General features: G+C 58.9%; 18 protein-coding genes (1 of these 18 running past the window's edge). 9 read left to right on the top strand and 9 right to left on the bottom strand.

Features of this window, described 5'->3' with window-relative positions; genetic code table 11:
• Positions 1 to 94 precede the first annotated feature (94 nt).
• From ACO9S2_RS13265 to ACO9S2_RS13250, 4 genes are read left to right on the top strand one after another with little or no spacing between them, the layout of a single operon-like run.
• Positions 95 to 943 (top strand): pseudouridine synthase, encoded by an 849-nt coding sequence (locus tag ACO9S2_RS13265; RefSeq protein ID WP_423722855.1) that lies wholly within the window; start codon positions 95 to 97, stop codon positions 941 to 943.
• Complete coding sequence (gene aspS / locus ACO9S2_RS13260; protein WP_423722854.1) at positions 940 to 2,703, top strand: aspartate--tRNA ligase; 1,764 nt, start codon at positions 940 to 942, stop codon at positions 2,701 to 2,703. Before ACO9S2_RS13265 ends, aspS begins: the two co-directional genes overlap by 4 nt.
• Positions 2,704 to 2,718: 15 nt before the next feature.
• Positions 2,719 to 3,882: a chorismate synthase gene (gene aroC / locus ACO9S2_RS13255; protein ID WP_423722853.1), complete on the top strand. Its 1,164-nt coding sequence runs from the start codon at positions 2,719 to 2,721 to the stop codon at positions 3,880 to 3,882.
• A 9-nt stretch (positions 3,883 to 3,891) separates the two neighbouring features.
• Complete coding sequence (locus ACO9S2_RS13250; RefSeq protein WP_423722852.1) at positions 3,892 to 4,686, top strand: ABC transporter ATP-binding protein; 795 nt, start codon at positions 3,892 to 3,894, stop codon at positions 4,684 to 4,686.
• On the opposite strand, the gene ACO9S2_RS13245 is transcribed toward ACO9S2_RS13250, so the two are convergent.
• Positions 4,672 to 5,697, bottom strand: coding sequence for a S1C family serine protease (locus ACO9S2_RS13245; RefSeq protein WP_423722851.1), 1,026 nt, complete (start codon positions 5,695 to 5,697; stop codon positions 4,672 to 4,674). The two genes, ACO9S2_RS13250 and ACO9S2_RS13245, sit on opposite strands and share 15 nt — an antisense overlap.
• 129 nt (positions 5,698 to 5,826) lie before the next feature.
• Here ACO9S2_RS13245 and ACO9S2_RS13240 point away from each other — a divergent pair, with 129 nt between their 5' ends.
• Positions 5,827 to 6,120 (top strand): hypothetical protein, encoded by a 294-nt coding sequence (locus ACO9S2_RS13240; protein WP_423722850.1) that lies wholly within the window; start codon positions 5,827 to 5,829, stop codon positions 6,118 to 6,120.
• 282 nt (positions 6,121 to 6,402) lie between these two features.
• Here ACO9S2_RS13240 and ACO9S2_RS13235 read toward each other — a convergent pair whose 3' ends face one another.
• Together ACO9S2_RS13235 and ACO9S2_RS13230 are read right to left on the bottom strand one after the other, a co-directional pair.
• Positions 6,403 to 6,585 (bottom strand): OmpA/MotB family protein, encoded by a 183-nt coding sequence (locus ACO9S2_RS13235; protein ID WP_423722849.1) that lies wholly within the window; start codon positions 6,583 to 6,585, stop codon positions 6,403 to 6,405.
• On the bottom strand, positions 6,573 to 7,145 hold the full coding sequence (locus ACO9S2_RS13230) for an OmpA family protein (RefSeq protein ID WP_423722848.1): 573 nt from the start codon (positions 7,143 to 7,145) through the stop codon (positions 6,573 to 6,575). The genes ACO9S2_RS13235 and ACO9S2_RS13230 overlap by 13 nt, the downstream gene beginning before the upstream one ends.
• 22 nt (positions 7,146 to 7,167) lie before the next feature.
• Between ACO9S2_RS13230 and ACO9S2_RS13225 the strand changes: the two genes are divergently transcribed.
• A complete protein-coding gene (locus tag ACO9S2_RS13225; protein ID WP_423722847.1) occupies positions 7,168 to 7,560 on the top strand; it encodes a hypothetical protein in 393 nt (130 codons plus the stop codon).
• Between the two features lie 161 nt (positions 7,561 to 7,721).
• On the opposite strand, the gene ACO9S2_RS13220 is transcribed toward ACO9S2_RS13225, so the two are convergent.
• Complete coding sequence (locus ACO9S2_RS13220; protein ID WP_423722846.1) at positions 7,722 to 7,916, bottom strand: hypothetical protein; 195 nt, start codon at positions 7,914 to 7,916, stop codon at positions 7,722 to 7,724.
• Between the two features lie 451 nt (positions 7,917 to 8,367).
• Here ACO9S2_RS13220 and ACO9S2_RS13215 point away from each other — a divergent pair, with 451 nt between their 5' ends.
• The 3 genes from ACO9S2_RS13215 to ACO9S2_RS13205 all read left to right on the top strand — a co-directional run bounded on the left by ACO9S2_RS13215 (position 8,368) and on the right by ACO9S2_RS13205 (position 10,893).
• Complete coding sequence (locus ACO9S2_RS13215) at positions 8,368 to 8,985, top strand: pseudouridine synthase (protein ID WP_423722845.1); 618 nt, start codon at positions 8,368 to 8,370, stop codon at positions 8,983 to 8,985.
• 211 nt (positions 8,986 to 9,196) lie between these two features.
• Positions 9,197 to 9,436 carry a hypothetical protein gene (locus tag ACO9S2_RS13210; RefSeq protein ID WP_423722844.1) on the top strand — a complete coding sequence of 80 codons (240 nt, stop codon included), beginning with the start codon at positions 9,197 to 9,199 and terminating at the stop codon, positions 9,434 to 9,436.
• A gap of 290 nt (positions 9,437 to 9,726) precedes the next feature.
• On the top strand, positions 9,727 to 10,893 hold the full coding sequence (locus ACO9S2_RS13205) for a hypothetical protein (RefSeq protein ID WP_423722843.1): 1,167 nt from the start codon (positions 9,727 to 9,729) through the stop codon (positions 10,891 to 10,893).
• 120 nt (positions 10,894 to 11,013) lie between these two features.
• On the opposite strand, the gene ACO9S2_RS13200 is transcribed toward ACO9S2_RS13205, so the two are convergent.
• The 5 genes from ACO9S2_RS13200 to ACO9S2_RS13180 all read right to left on the bottom strand — a co-directional run.
• Positions 11,014 to 11,895, bottom strand: a complete 882-nt coding sequence (locus tag ACO9S2_RS13200; protein WP_423722842.1) for an alpha/beta fold hydrolase — start codon at positions 11,893 to 11,895, stop codon at positions 11,014 to 11,016.
• 110 nt (positions 11,896 to 12,005) lie between these two features.
• Positions 12,006 to 12,737, bottom strand: coding sequence for a hypothetical protein (locus ACO9S2_RS13195; protein ID WP_423722841.1), 732 nt, complete (start codon positions 12,735 to 12,737; stop codon positions 12,006 to 12,008).
• Between the two features lie 593 nt (positions 12,738 to 13,330).
• A complete protein-coding gene (locus ACO9S2_RS13190) occupies positions 13,331 to 13,882 on the bottom strand; it encodes a hypothetical protein (protein ID WP_423722840.1) in 552 nt (183 codons plus the stop codon).
• Between the two features lie 96 nt (positions 13,883 to 13,978).
• Complete coding sequence (locus ACO9S2_RS13185; RefSeq protein ID WP_423722839.1) at positions 13,979 to 14,425, bottom strand: hypothetical protein; 447 nt, start codon at positions 14,423 to 14,425, stop codon at positions 13,979 to 13,981.
• Positions 14,426 to 14,648: 223 nt separating this feature from the next.
• Positions 14,649 to 15,606: the 3' portion of a molybdopterin-dependent oxidoreductase gene (locus ACO9S2_RS13180; protein WP_423722838.1), read on the bottom strand. Its footprint extends 80 nt past the window's final position; 958 of the gene's 1,038 nt are visible here — the last part of the coding sequence; its start codon lies off the right edge, out of view; the stop codon is at positions 14,649 to 14,651.

Raw genomic sequence — 15,606 nt, 5'->3', positions numbered from 1 at the left:
ATCGTGAATCGTCGCTCGTGAATCGTGAAACGAGATGAAGCTCGTCTGATTCAGCGAACGACGAGATACGACATACGCTTCACGGAAGGTACCTATGGAAGTGAGATTGCAGAAGATTATTGCCGGGACTGGCTTATCCTCGCGCCGGAAGGCGGAGCAGCTGATCGCGAGCGGCCACGTCACCGTCAACGGCAAGGTGGTCACCGAGCTCGGCACAAAGGTCGATCCGGAACGCGATCACGTGAAGGTAGACGGCAAGCATCTCACGAACATACAGCCCTTCGTCTATCTCATGCTGAACAAGCCGAAGAATGTCATGTCGACGCTGGACGACCCGGGAGGGCGGACGACGGTGAAGGATTTCTTGCACGGGGTCTCCGTGCGTGTGTTCCCGGTCGGCCGCCTGGACTTCGACAGCGAAGGGCTGATGCTCCTGACGAACAACGGCGATCTGGCGCAGGCGCTGCTCCATCCGCGCTATCACGTGCCCAAGACCTATCTCATCAAAGTGAAGGGCGTCCTGACGGACGATGAGATCGCGGACCTTCAGCGGGGCGTGAAACTCGAAGACGGCATGACCAGCCCGGCGACGGTCAAGAAAATCAAAAAGGCCGAAGCCAACTCCTGGGTGGAGATTACGATTCATGAAGGCCGGAAGCATCAGGTGAAGCGGATGCTTGAAACCGTCGGCCATCCGGTGATCAAACTCACGCGGGTAAAAATGGGACCGCTAACATTGGGCGGACTGACATCCGGCGAGTTCCGCTTCTTGACGGATCGTGAGGCCAATGCCTTGCGTGAAGTCGTCGAACAGCGGCGGACACTGGAGCAGGAAGGGAAAGATCCCGGCGTGCGGCCGCCTCGCCCTAAGCGGCGTGAGGGGTGGGCCAAGCCTGCGAAGACGAAACGGTATTCTCCGAAGAAAGCGAGACGAGTGGCATGAAGGCGAGAACGCATCGGTGCGGCGAATTGAACAAGACCCATGTCGGGCAGACGGTCGTGTTGAACGGGTGGGTTCAGCGCCGCCGTGACCACGGCACGGTGATGTTTGTCGATCTGCGCGACCGCACGGGGTTGACGCAGGTGGTCTTCAATGCCGAGCGCAATGCGGCCGTTCACGAAAGCGCGCACGTGCTGCGCAGCGAGTGTGTGGTGTCGGTGACCGGACAGGTGATGGCCAGACCGGATGAATCCAAAAACCCGAATCTGCCGACGGGCGAGATAGAAATTTTCGTCGATGCGGTCGAAGTGTTGAATGAAGCGAAGACCCCGCCGTTCCTGATCGAAGACGATGCCGAGGTCACGGAAGCGATTCGCTTGAAGTACCGGTTTCTGGACCTGCGGCGTCCCCGCATGCAGAAGCTGGTGAAGACCCGCCATGACATCGCGCAGGCGGTGCGGGGCTTCCTCAATAAGGAAGGCTTCCTTGAAATCGAAACCCCAATTCTGACGAAGAGTACGCCGGAAGGCGCGCGGGACTATCTTGTGCCCAGCCGCGTCAACCCCGGCACCTTTTTCGCGCTGCCGCAGTCGCCGCAGTTGTTCAAACAGGTCCTCATGGTCAGCGGGATGGACCGGTACTACCAGATCGCCCGCTGTTTCCGTGACGAAGACTTGCGGAACGATCGCCAGCCGGAATTTACCCAGATCGATCTGGAGATGTCGTTCGTCGATCGGCTGGACGTCATGAGCTTGATGGAGCAGATGATTGTCACCGTGTTCCGCGAGGCGGGCGGCGTGCAGTTGCCGACGCCCTTCCCGCGGATGACCTATGCCGACGCGATGGGCCGCTATGGATCGGACAAGCCCGATCTCCGCTTCGACATGCCGTTGCACGATGTCACGGCGTTCGGTGCGGCCTCCGAATTCAAAGTGTTTAAGGATGCTGCGACCAAGGGCGGCCTGGTGAAGGCCCTCATCGTGAAGGGCGGCGCGACGATGCCGCGCAGCCGCATCGATGCATTGGGCGAGACGGCCAAGAGTTTCGGCGCCAAGGGTCTTGCCTGGCTGAAGATCACAACCGAAGGCCAGTTGGAGTCGGTCATTGCAAAGTTCCTCGATGCCAAATCATTCTTTGCCTCATTGCCTGAGGCGAAACCAGGCGACCTGGTGCTGTTCGGGGCCGACAAGCCCTCGGTGGTGCACGATGTGCTGGGACGGATTCGTCTGCTGCTGGGCGAAGAGTTGAATCTGATCGATAAGAACGCGTGGAAGCCGCTCTGGGTGACGGAGTTCCCCTTGCTGGACTATTCACCGGAAGAGAAGCGCTATATCTTCATGCACAACCCCTTTGCAGCGCCGATGGACGAAGATTTGGCTCTGCTGGATTCCGATCCCTTGAAGGTGCGGGCGAAGGCCTATGACATGGTGCTGAACGGCAGCGAGATCGGCGGCGGAAGCATCCGCAACCACCGGAGCGACATTCAGTTGAAGATTCTCGATCTGCTGGGCATCAACAAGGATCAGGCTCAGGCCAAGTTCGGCTTTCTCCTGGAGGCATTGGAATATGGCGCGCCACCGCACGGAGGGATCGCCTTCGGGCTGGACCGGCTTATCATGCTGCTGGGCGGGGCGGATTCGATCCGCGATGTCATCGCCTTCCCGAAGACGCAGAAGGCCCAGTGCCCGCTGACGGATGCTCCGTCTGCCGTGAGTTCCGAGCAGTTGAAGGAACTGCGCATTAAGCTCGATCTCGTGGAGTAGAGGAGTCCTCTTCCCATGGCCGGTAATACCTTCGGGCGCCTGTTCACCGTCACCTCCTTTGGTGAAAGCCACGGGCCGGCGATCGGTTGTGTCGTCGACGGGTGCCCGCCTGGTTTGCCCCTCTTCGCGGAAGACATTCAACATGATCTCGATCGACGAAAACCCGGCACGTCCCGGCACGTCACTCAACGGCAGGAGTCGGACACCGTTGAGATTCTCTCCGGAGTGTTCGAAGGGAAGACGACCGGCACATCAATCGCCCTCTTAATTCGTAACGAAGACCAGCGCAGCCGGGACTATGGCAACCTCATCGATTCGTTTCGCCCCGGCCATGCCGACTATACCTATTGGCAGAAGTACGGCATTCGAGATTATCGCGGCGGTGGACGGTCCTCAGCGCGGGAAACGGCGGTGCGTGTGGCCGCTGCGGCGATTGCCAGGAAGTGGCTCTCGGAGATGTACGGAGTCGTCATCCGCGGCTATTTAAGCCAATTGGGACCGATAGAGCTGCCTTTCAAGACCTGGGACTCGGTTGGTAACAACGCGTTCTTTTCGGCCGATCCTGACGGTGTGGCCAAGTGTGAAGCCTACATGGATGAGCTGCGAAAGGCCGGTGATTCCGTCGGGGCCAAAATCACGACCGTGGCTGAACATGTGCCGGTCGGATGGGGCAGTCCGGTCTATGCGAAGCTGGATTCGGATCTCGCCGGCGCGATGATGAGCATCAACGCGGTCAAGGCGGTCGAGATCGGGTCTGGCTTTGCCTCGGTCACGCAACGCGGTTCCGAACATGGCGACGAGCTGACACCGGAAGGATTTCTCTCCAACAACGCGGGCGGCATCCTCGGCGGCATCTCGACCGGCCAGGATGTGGTCGTAACCATCGGCATCAAGCCGACCTCGAGCATTCGCATCCCGCGCCGTTCAATCGACAAAGGCGGCAATGCCGTCGTCGTGGAGACGAGCGGCCGTCATGATCCCTGTGTCGGCATCCGGGCCACGCCGATTGCCGAAGCCATGATGGCGCTGGTCCTCATGGATCACGCCTTGCTGCATCGCGCACAGAATGCCGACGTGAAGACGGCGACGCCGAAGATTCCAGCATCTCCGAATAAGTCCGCCAAGTCATCCAAGTCTGTCGGTTCCACAAAAACTCACTCCAATCCCCACGAAGCCTAGCGGGCTTCTATGTCCTCCATCATCGATATTCACAAAGCGACCGTCTATCGGGGAGATACCTGCGTCTTTTCAGACTTTTCTTTTGCCCTGCAGGAAGGCGAGCATGCGGCGATTTTGGGACCGAACGGCGCCGGGAAATCGACGTTGCTCAAGCTCCTGGCCGGCGGCGTGCATCCCGTGCCATTGGACGAGACCCGCGTCCGGCTTTTCGGTGAAGAATACAGCAATGTCTGGGAGGTACGGAGGCGGCTCGGTCTCGTCTCACACGATCTTCAGCGCGACTATCTGATCTGCGCGGAGGGGTTGAACGTCATCTTGTCCGGCTTCTATGCGAGCAATGACACGTACGAGTATCAGGAGTTCAGCGAGGCGCAGGTCGCGCGGGCGCGCGAGGTGATGAGGGAACTGGGGATCGAGTCTCTGGCCGGCCGCCGGTTCGGTCACCTCTCAACCGGCGAGCAACGCCGGTTTCTCCTCGGTCGCGCGCTGGTGCACGATCCGTCCGTGCTGGTCCTGGATGAACCGACGAGTGGACTCGATCTGAAAGCGTGCTTTCAATATCTGGATCTCTTGCGCGCCCAGATCCGCAAAGGAAAGACGGTGCTCCTGGTCACCCACCATCTGCACGAAATTCCGCCGGAGATCGAGCGGGTAGTTTTGCTCAAAGAAGGGCAGATTGTTGCGGATGGCAGTAAAGCCAACCTGCTCACCGACATACACCTCAGTCGCCTGTTTGACCAGCCGGTGACCCTTGTCCGGGCCAACAGCTGGTATCAGGCGCTCCCAGGGTCACCCGCCTGCTAGTGTCACCGTAAAGGTCAGATCTGTATCGATGCGCCGGACTTTGACACGGACCTGTTGGCCGGGGATCGTGCGTTCAATCAGATAATTTTTCAAATGTTTAGCATCATCGACCTCGGTCTCGTCTATGGCGATGATGATGTCGTGCTTTTGGATACCGGCTGACTTGGACGGCTCATTCACCTCTTTCACGGCCATGCGCCACTTGGTGCCGTCCTTTACGGCCATCATCTGAATACCCATTTTTGAGAAGGTCAGGGGCTTTCCTTCCAGGGCCGCGTTCACGATCCGTTCAGCTAAGATTGCCGGGATGGCAAAGGCCATGCGGCTGCAATGGGCGGTGGAGTCGTCGCGTTCGGTTTGAATGATGGCGTGCATGATCCCAACGACCTCGCCCTTGTCATTGAAGAGCCCGCCGCCGGAGTTGCCGCTGCAGGCGGCGACGTCGGCCTGGATCAACCGCGTGTCCACTGTTTGGAGAAACGTATTCGTATTGCCCAGGTGTCCGAAGGACATGGTGGGGCCCCAGCCCATCGGATAGCCGACGGTGAAGACTTCCTGGCCCGGCTGCACATCGCCGGAGGCAAAGGAGGCGGTGGCGCGCAGCTTGGGGCGATGTGCTTCGGCGACGCGATAGACGACGACATCCATGAAGGCGCTGTCTCCGACCAGGTCGGCTGGGAGTTCGTGGAGATCAGTCGTCAGGATGCGGATCTGTTTTTCAATGACGGTTCCGGTCGTGGCATCGTGCTTCTCTGCCGCGTGCCTGGCTGTGACGATGTAGCCGTCGCGCAGGTGAAAGCCGGTGCCACGAACAAGAAGCTTTCCCGGTTTGTCGGGGGTGCGTTGATCCTGCGTGTCCTCCAGCACTCCGATGGTCGCGAGTTTCGCCCGGTCGAGGGCCGAGGGCGTGATCTCCGCCTGGGCAGGCGCCGCCAGGCCGAGCAGCAGGACTATGGGGAGGGATAGGGCGGAACTACGGAAGCGTGAACCCATGGCATACGTCCAAGGCATGAGTAGTCCTTTCATGAAAGGAGGTGACATCTGACAGTATAATCTACAGGGTAGGGTGGGATGGAAGGGGGATGTGAAGGGACAAGTCCAGCCTTGCATGGTATGCTTTTACTCAGGAAGGAGTCTGCAATGGCTCGAGAGATATCTCGCTGGTGGGTTGTTTGTGTCTTGTCTTGTGTGGTCCTGGTGTTTCTAGCCGGCACCGGGGTGGCCGAGGAGTCAAAGGGGATTTTGGAGCGAATCGGAGACTCCGCGAAACGCGTCGGGCAGAAGATCGAAGAGAAGACGAAAGCGGTCGTCAAAAAAGTGGAAGACAAACACGTCGGCGATAAGATTGAACGGAAGCTGAAGAAAGCCGCGACAAAAACAGGCGAGGGCTTTGAAAAAGCTGGCAGGAAAATCAACGAGAAGCTGAATAATTAGACTCGCCTTTTTGCTCTCCGATCCTGTTCTCCTGTTTATGAAAATAAACCATAGAGGGTGTCTTGTTACGGTTCCCGCCAGGGAGCGAGTCATTGGTTTGTCTGCGCAAGCGTTGTCTGTGCTTGCGAGACGTCGGGGGAGGATTGTGCCGGTTGCGGCCGGCGTCAGGCTGGTGCATCCAGTGGCCGTAAGAAGGAAATGTTCCCTGAGAGCGTGAAGTCGTCAGGCAGGGTGGAGGCGGCGATCATGTCTCCATGATGGGCGCCCGAGTCAGCGGACGGGTTATTTGGAGGCCAACTGCCCTGAGATCTTCGAGAGGTCTTTGGGGTGGAGGACAATTTCAATGCGCCGGTTCGCACTCCGACCTTCCTCGGTTTCGTTCGGGCTCACGGGGCGTGTGTCGGCAGAGCCGACAGCCGAGAGGTACTGGCGGTCCACGCCGCTCTGATCAATCAGGTAGCGCACGACGGTGGTGGCCCTGGCCGTCGACAGCTCCCAGTTCGTTTAAAATTGTCCTGCAGCTTCAGGCTGATGGGGACGTTGTCCGTGTGCCCTTCGATCCGGATTTGCTTGTCGGTGATCTTGTTAAGCACGTCCCCCACCTGTTTTAAGACTTTCATGCCGGCCGGTTTGACCTGCGCCTGGCCTGAGTCGAACAGGACCCGATCTACCATGTTGATCGTGAGTTGGTCGCGGACCTGCTGGATCGTGATGTTGCCTTTCGCAATCTCATCTTGCAGCGATCTCAAGAGCTCTTCCTGCGTGCGCGTCAGCCGGGCGATCTCCGCTTCCTTGGCTGCCCGCTCTTGTTCGAGGCGGGCGTTCTCGGCTTCTTCCGCCTTCAGGCGTTGGCGTTCCAGTTCGAGGCTGGCGGTCATTTGGGTTTGTTCCTGTGTCAGGCGGGTTTTCTCCGCCTCTCCGGCTTTCAGCCGCGCGTGTTCCTGTTCGAGCGTGGCGGTGAGTTGCGACTGCTGCTGACGGAGTTGTTCCCGCTCTTTGGCAACTCGGGCTGCTTCCGCTTCCATGTCTGTCGCGCGCTGACGCAGTTTGGAGATTTCCGCTTGCGCGGTTGCCGTCTTCCCGGTTGGATTGCAACTCGCCGGAACGGGCTTCCAGGGCTTCGCGTTCTTTGGCGATAGCCGCAGCCGTGTCCTCGGCCGTTTTCCTCAGGGCCGCCTCTTGATCGAGGCGTTGCTGCAGGCCTGCGATTTGCTGTGTGAATTGATCGGCTTGCGCCTGAGACTGTTTCTTGAGCTGTTCCAGTTCCGTAGCCCGTTCGGCGGAGAGCTTCTTGGCCGCATTCATCTCGCCCAGAGCCTTGATATGGGCGTCCTTGGTCACACATCCTATCGGCGCGATGGCAAAGAGCAGTATCAGGGATGCGGTGCGGAAGGCGAGGGAAGGGAGCGGGGTCTGTCGGTACACTGTCTCCTCCTGTGAAGGAGGTGGACGAATAGGAGCTCTCTCCTTGAGCAAGCTCAATGCCCACGTAATGGATGGCGGGCAGTGCTGGAAATTCAGCCATTCTCAATGTGTTCTGAATGCGAAGGGGGGCCTGTGGATACTGCTGGCGTCGTCGGAGGTGAAGGGGTTGTAGGCAGCTACCTGCAAAGGGTGGCGTACTTGCCGGTGGCGTCTGCTTTTACGTCCGTTTTCTGATCGTCGGCTTTCGAGCCGATCCGGTCTTTCTTGTCAGTTTGGTCCGCCGGGGCCGGTTCCGCGGCGAAGACCATCCGTATGCCCAACCCGCCAGAGAAAAATGTAGCCAATACGAGCACCTGTGCAAACCGAAGCATCGTGAAACCACCTGGTTGAGAAATAGTGGGCGCTATCTTCGAGCTGCCGCCGGTGTGCCAGACCGTCGATGGGAAAGGGAGCAATTGGAGTGCCGCAGTGATACGGCGGGCCAAAGGCACGGGCGGGTTTCATCTTGGGCAACCCCAGCAATCCTTTGGCATTGTGAGACGACTGTGCGGTTTGTGGAGCGAATGAGGAAGATGTGTATCGGGAGAAGCTGGAAGATTGGTAGGCCTGTGCCTACGGATCTCCGCATCATATGGGTCGGGACAAGAGCTGATGGTGTGTTGCTGCCATTGGGCACGATTGTGGCGGAATCGGCAGCCGGCTGTGCGAGCCTGACAGATCGATCGCCGGAGCGTGTTGCCGTGTGGGCGGGCTTCCTGGAGTAGCCTCGCCGGCCTTGACCTTGTTGCCTGTGCCTGCCAATCTGTTTGCGAGACCATGCAGATGCGACAACCCCGGACAATTCTCTTCAATAAGCCCTATGAGGTGTTGCCGTGCTTTACAGATCCCGAGGGACGGCCGACATTGGCGGACTATATCGATCTGCCCGGTGTCTATGCAGCAGGGCGGCTCGATCATGACAGCGAAGGGTTAATGATCCTCACCTCCGATGGTGTGCTGGCACATCGCATTACGGATCCCCAGCACAAATTGAAGAAGGTTTATCTGGCGCAAGTGGAGCGGGTTCCCGACGAGGGAGCTTTGAAGCGGCTGCGGGATGGTGTGTTGTTGAGTGGAAAACGGACCAGGCCCGCCGAGGTCCGACTGCTTGAGCAGGAGCCATCGCTTCCCGATCGCCCCGTGCCCATCCGGTTTCGCAAAACCGTGCCGACCGCATGGGTGGAGATCTCCTTGCGTGAAGGGATGAACCGGCAAGTCCGGCGCATGACCGCTGCGGTCGGGCATCCGACGCTGCGGTTGGTGCGTGTGGCGATCGGGCCGATGGTGCTGGGGGACCTTCAGCCCGGCCAGTGGCGGGAACTCACGGAGCAGGAAGTGGCGCAGATTGCTCAAGGTGCGGAACCGGGAGGAAGGCCAAGGGGGATCGTGAGGCGTCGGTGAGTGTCGCACGGTTGTGGCTATAGGGCCGGGGTTGGAGAGAGGCAAGGTAAGGGATGGCCTGTTATCGGGGGAATCCACTACGGCATTGGTGTTGAATGTGGGCTTGTGTTGGAGAGGCGGCTGTATTAGGCTGTAGATCGTCAACGGCGAGGAGGGGAAGACACATTCCTCGCAAGCGTATCAACCTCTAATTCGGTAGCTGTCACGCCATATGAAACCTATTCGTCCTATAAAGCCCAAGACTAGAATCACGCTCTCGCTGCCGACGGTGCTGATTGAACGCATGCGCACCGTTGTCTATTGGACTCCCACGCTCACCCTCACCAGTATTGTTGAAGCAGGCATCGAGTCTCAGCTCAAGAAGCTTGAGAAGGGCCGGCGCTTCCGGGCAAGGAAGGGTAAGATCCGCGTGGGTCGACCGCCCAAGCATCTCGCGATACGCCGCAAGTAACGCACTCTATGGATGCACGTGGAGACCGAAATTTTGAACCCGTGCCTTTCGGATCCACCGCACCGGCCAGGGCAAGCCGTGGTCTTATGTGCCCGATTGACCCTGTGCAGCGCCGTTGCCGGGCCTTAGCCAGCCATCACACAAAGCCGGTGGCGATCGAGCCTATCTCTTGAGCGAGATCAGATACCGGCATGTTCCGTCTTCCCGAGCGGGCCTTGCGGACTGTCTCCCGGTCTGTCGAGGGACTGTTACCGCAATCTACGCGGGCCTCATGATGTTCAAGAAGCGGAATGTCTAGCTCTCGCCAGTTCGCAATCAGAGGGGTCTTGGCGTTGTGTGCCGGCGTGGTCTGTCTTGCAGGCACGCTGATGGGATGCCCTGCGACGGAAGTCCGAAAGCAAGCCGATCCGGTCTGCGGCGAGCTTGAGAAGAATCTCCAGGATGCTGAGCGAATCGAGGTGTTGAATCTGCTGTCGGCCGCATTCACGGCGCACTGCGATGACCTGGTGCTGACGTATGGAGCCCAAGCCCGATCAGAGTTCAGGCACAAATCATTCTCTGTCACAAGAGAGGCTGCCAATGTATTTGTTCCCGACGGCACCTTCATCGAGTATGTGATGGAAAGTTACGAGCGGGGCTATCTGAGCATCCTGCTGGCGTCCAGCTACCTCCGGGTGCATAAGGATCAAGAGGCCAAGGTTGAGCTGAGGACCCTGGATCATGAATTGTTTGCGCCGATCTACAATTACGGCGAAGATCCGGTCAACCTTCTGCTTTCCGCCATCCTGTGGGAACAGCTGGGAGAGATCGGTGAGGCTCGCGTCGATTGGTTGCGTCTCCGGGATCTGCCTCATCTGACTAAGAAGGAGGACGCGGCGCTGCGTCGTTTTGCCGGCGAACGGGTGCGCCGGATCGATAGCGGAGACGGCGCCGAGGCCTCATGGCGGGTGTATCGGGTCGGCACGTTCCCCCGGCTCGATTGGGACCTGGAATTCACCAACTCCACCAGCGGGTATTTTTCTGTCACGCCCACACAGCCGTTCATGAACACCTGCATTTCTGAAACCGGACTTCGATTGTCAACGGAAAGCTGGTTCGAGAAGGTGGCCATGCGCCATAGCGGGGCCTATCATCCGCTGCTGAACGTGCAAACCTGGATCCGGCTTCCGTTCGGCGTGGCGTACAGCCTTATTCCTCTGGCTGCAGGAGCCAGCGTCATGGTCGGTGGGTGTCTGCTCGATGCGGCAGGTGACGGCAAGGGGGCGCTCTGTCAGTTGTCGATCGTCGGGGGAGTGGCCATCATGAGCACCGCCCCGCAGGTTCTGGAAGGCGCGCTGAAACCGGATCTGCGGCATTGGGAGGATATCCCGGCCGCCATTGTCGTGACCACCGCGGCTGAGCCAGGCCTGGAGCCCTGTTTAGCGAAGCAGGGCGCTGATGTTCAGCGGGCTCTATAACGGGCCTCTGTCAGCACCCTCTTCGTCGGGTCGGTATGGCTCGATCGTGCGGGGATGAGATATGCCGGCTTGTTGCGGATGTCAACGGCTTCTAGCCGGGCGCCTTACGCGGTCAATTCGCTATCGCTTGATATCCCGCAGAAAATTCCCCAACACGGTGCGAAATCGTTCCGGGTCTTCGGCCATCATGAAATGACCGGTGTTGAACTCGACGAGTCGGGCGCCGGATATCTGTGATTGAATTCCACGCGCGATCGCCGGCGTTGCGACATCGTCTTTGGCGCCTACAACGATGAGCGTCGGCACGTCGATCTTCGTGATCTGCCCATGGACGTTGGCGCGGGCCATGTCCGTCAAGGCTTCACGCAGGACGGTGGCGTTCCATGTCGGAATGCGGTCGAGCAACGGCTGGTAGAGGGTAGGGGAAGTGCCGGGCGGAAAGCTCTCGACGATGATATTTTTAGAGACTTCACCAAAATCTCGCGGATTGCCGATGGTGGGCAGGTCTTTGTCGAGTACCATGGCCCCGTCCGTCGTCGAGACCAACACAAGCGCGCGGACCCGATCGGGATAATCCAAGGCCAGCTGTTGCAAAATCATCCCGCCCATCGACACGCCGACCCACACAGGTTTCTCGAAGCCGAGTTTGTCGGCCAGCGCAATGAGGTCTTTCGAGAATTGTGCGATCGTGAATCCTTCCGCCGGTTTCTCCGAATCGCCATAGCCGCGCAGATCCACTGCAATACCCCGGAAGTCCGGTGAGTACGCGCTGAGATATTTGGGGAAAATGTTGCTGGTGGTGACGACGCCGTGCACGAAGATGATTGGATCACCGGTGCCGGCTTCCAAGATGCTGAGTGTGACGCCATCTATCGCGATCGATCGCCGGTGAGGCTCCGATGCGGCCTGGGACGTCCATGAGGAAGACGATGCGGAGGGCACGGTGTTGCAGCCTGTCATGACAGTCAATGAGGTAAGAATCAAGACGATGATCAATGGCATGGGTTCCTCCAGTTGAGGTCGATGCATGAGCCGGTGGACATCGGGAGGATAGCGAATCCCGTGGGTGCGTGCTAGAGGGGCATTTCACCCGGTTGTCGGGTGGCTCTGGTTTAGTACGAAAGGGCGGTCTTTCCCAGAAGTAGGAGGCCGGAGGCGAAGAGAAAACCCGCGAGAATGGCGTGATACCGATCCCGGTCTAGCGCGGCATAGAGTGTTTGCTCCACCAGCGCGAAGGTGCCCAATCCGATAGCGGCCAACAGCAGGGGGTAGCCGATGGGCGTAGTGCCTGAAGGGGTGACGCTCAACAGTAAGAGCAGTTGGACGATCAGGGAAATTCCGTAGGTCGCCGCAGTCGTGGCTCGCGCGCGGTCCTTGTCGTACGCTTTTGAGTGGATGAGCGCGCTCAGCAACGATCCCCCTAAGCTGGTGAGACCTTGTACGGCTCCCATGACGACGCAGTAGAGCGCGGTGTGGCGCATGACGTGCGCAAGCGCTCGATCGGTCGAGGAGGACAGGCGTTGCACTGCTGCTAGGATCAGGAGGACCCCCACGATCGGTCTGATGGCCAGATCGAAGCGCGTCACGACCAGAGAGCAAGCGACTACGCCGGGAAGACTGAAGAGCACACAGGTGCGCACGAAGGCCCAGTCGACACGTGACGCATAAAACCAGACTTGGAGCAGATTGATCGCCAGGGCGATCGGGAGCAGCCAGCGCAGGATGGTCAGGTAGTCGTACCCGAGGATGAGCAGAAGCGGAGTGCCGAACAGCAGCAGCCCCACGCCAAACAGGGCGTGAATGGCGGCGGTGATGGCTACGATGAAGACAATGGTCAACGACATGGGTGATCCGGTGGACCGGCTTGTATCAAAACGGCAAAGAAGGAGCAAGGGGCGTGGGATGTTATGCCGGAGGCCTTGTGAGCGAGGAGAGTGGATGACTGGTGTCTATCCTGAGGATCGTGTCGAGATTGCCCGCATTGCCTACATGCGATCGGGGTGATGCCGAAGGATGGTTTCTCGATCAGCCCGGCGAGGGCAAAGGAGCGTTCTGAGGTCGGCGGCCGGATGGCCATGATGAGCACGGTTCCCTGCCTGCTGAAAGGCGCCCGAGGCCGGATCTCCGGCATTGGCAGGACGCCCGGCCGCCATTGTCCGTGACTACCGTTGCCGTGTCAGGACTCAAGTTGTGTGAGGTGAGCTCGAAGGTTGATGTTCGGCGGATCCTGTAAGCGTGGATCGCCAGCCGTGGCTTTGATGGATTATCCAGCACGTGCTTCAGAAATAAAGACTCAGAGAGGTGTTGGATCGGACATGCGAGGGCGGTAAACATTAAACCTTCGGGACAACGCCGGGCGGATCTTGTTGTCGGACTGATTCCATCCCGGGCACGATGGTGTGCCGTCCATTTGCGCCGGTCGGCTGCGGACGTATCATCATCCTCCACTCTCCCTCACCGGCAAAACACGGACTGCCTTTCGCACGCCATCCCTTTCCACGAGCGGCGTTACTGGAAGTGCGAGGCGCTGTGTCACGCTCACGTAAGGTTTGCCATCCGCTTCGATGACGAGGTCGCCTTGTCTGAGGTCGGCATAATGCCCAGGGCTACCGTGGAGCAGGCCCAGATGCCGGATTCCTCCTCCGCGAGTTGTCACATCCGGCACCAGCCCCAAGGGATTGTCGCCAAACGAAGCTGCCAATGCTGCCAGTACATGGGTGTAGGCGGCCCTGAGTGTTCTGCGCTGGGCGGTCTCCAGAACCTCATCCGGCCATATTCGATCTGATTCCGGAGCCGGAACCTGGATGGTGGCCACTGCCGTCTGCCGGAACAGGAGTAGGCCGCTTTCGACCTGAGCCAAGCGGATTTCAACCGCTTGAACCTCTTCGCCCCCGCGCTGTGCAATATTCTCAAGCCGGCCAGCCGGTGTTTGTTCAATCCTCACCATGAGGAGCGCGTCCGCCCCTTTCCATCCCCCGATTCGGGTCATCGTGTCGTCCTGCACTCTGCCTGTGTGCTGCAAGAGGAGTTCTTGTGTCATCGGTTCGAGACTTTCGCGTTCCACGATGGTCATCGACGGGTGGAATTATCGAAGGTAGGCCAATGTGAGATCGAGGCCGGAGGAGACGAACGACGAGGTCGGTCCCGCTTGCGGAAGAATCACCGCGAGTCTTTGAGGGTACGCGGTGATAAGCTGCGGCATGAGAACCGAAGTCATGGAAGGCGAAAGGGGAACTTCTGCCAGGGCAGGGGGAGTTTTTGAGGGTGCGGTAATAAGTAGCGCGTTCGCAGTGGAAAGGATGTCGAAGGTCTTCACGCGATCCTGCGCATCGTAGTGCACTCGCAACCTGACGTCTGTCCCGCTGGCCCAATGCTCAAAAAGAATCCCGAATGGTTCCCACATTCCGAGCGTAAACGCGTCTGCGGTGATATGAAAAGTGGCTCGGAGTACCTTCACTTCCCTGGCGTAGCCCTCTTTGAAGTGGAACAGGTCGATTCTTGTACCCTGGTCGATCTGTGCGCTCTCGGGCATGCCCAATGTTCCAATGACTGCGGCACGAGGTGTTCCCGGTTCAAGAGCGCTGAGGTGCCTTTGTTCGGGTTGCTGCATAGCCAGATAAGCTGAGCATCCCGGGAGGGAGATGACCACGAATATCAGTGAAATGATATGGACGGGCAGAAATGGTTGTCTTGGTCGAAAGGCTTGACTTCTCGGGTGTGAAGCCGAGCGACGACAGCTGCCCGCAGAGGGGGACTCACACATGGTCGACCTCCGCGATAATCGTGTGCAGCCCGCTTGCTCCCGCCGGCTGGGGTCTGACGATGTCTGCAATCTGTAGGTGCCCTTTCGTGTCCCACGCCCGTACGACCGTTTGGAATTTTCCGCGTTTCGGCGGCTTCCACGTGTAGTTCCAGATCACCCAGGAGTAGAGCGACATGGGTTTCTCGATCTCGCACTCGTTCCACGTGCGGCCGGCATCGAAGCTCAATTCCACCTTGCTGATGCTGTTCGGTCCCCCGAACGCGATGCCGCGGAATTTGTGTTCGGGGCCTCGCAATCCTTGGTAATGGCCGGGTGAATCGATGCGGGAGAAAATCTTGATGGTGCCGTCGTCCGTCCAGCCTTTGCGCTGCCAGTAGCCTTGATAATCTCCGGGGTACACTTCGATCTCGACGATCCATTTCACATTTTTAATGCCATACAGCCCCGGCACGATGAGGCGGATCGGGAAACCATGTTCTTTCGGCAGCTTTTCGCCGTTCATCAGAAAGGCGAGCATGACGTCGTCTTGCATGGCCCGCGTGAAGGGAATGCTGTCGTCGTAGCCGTCGATGCCGCGAAAGATGACATCGCGCGCGCTGTCTTCATCGGCCCCTGCCTCTTGCAGGAGTTTCTTGAGCGAAATGCCGCGCCATGTCGCGTTGCCCATGCTGTCGCCGCCGGGCAAGGTGTCGATGCACATCAATGTGGAGACTTGATCATAGGAATCGCGATTCAAAATATCGCGCCACCCCAGCGACAGCGGGTTCTTGACGACGCCTTTGATCTGAAGTTTCCACTGCTCAATATTGACTTCGCGCGACACGGAGACGGCGCTGTCGGCATAGTTCACTACGTAGAATTTCGCGTTCGGAGTAAAGTAGGTGGTTTCCCGCGGCGGAATCGCAAACATGCGTCCAAAAACAGAGCCGACGGCGTCGCAGCCGCCGGTT

This window comes from Nitrospira sp. NS4 (assembly GCF_049546785.1).
Classification (GTDB): domain Bacteria; phylum Nitrospirota; class Nitrospiria; order Nitrospirales; family Nitrospiraceae; genus Nitrospira_D.
Note: the sequence above shows the minus strand (reverse complement) of the source record. Positions and strands in the feature narration are given on the sequence as shown.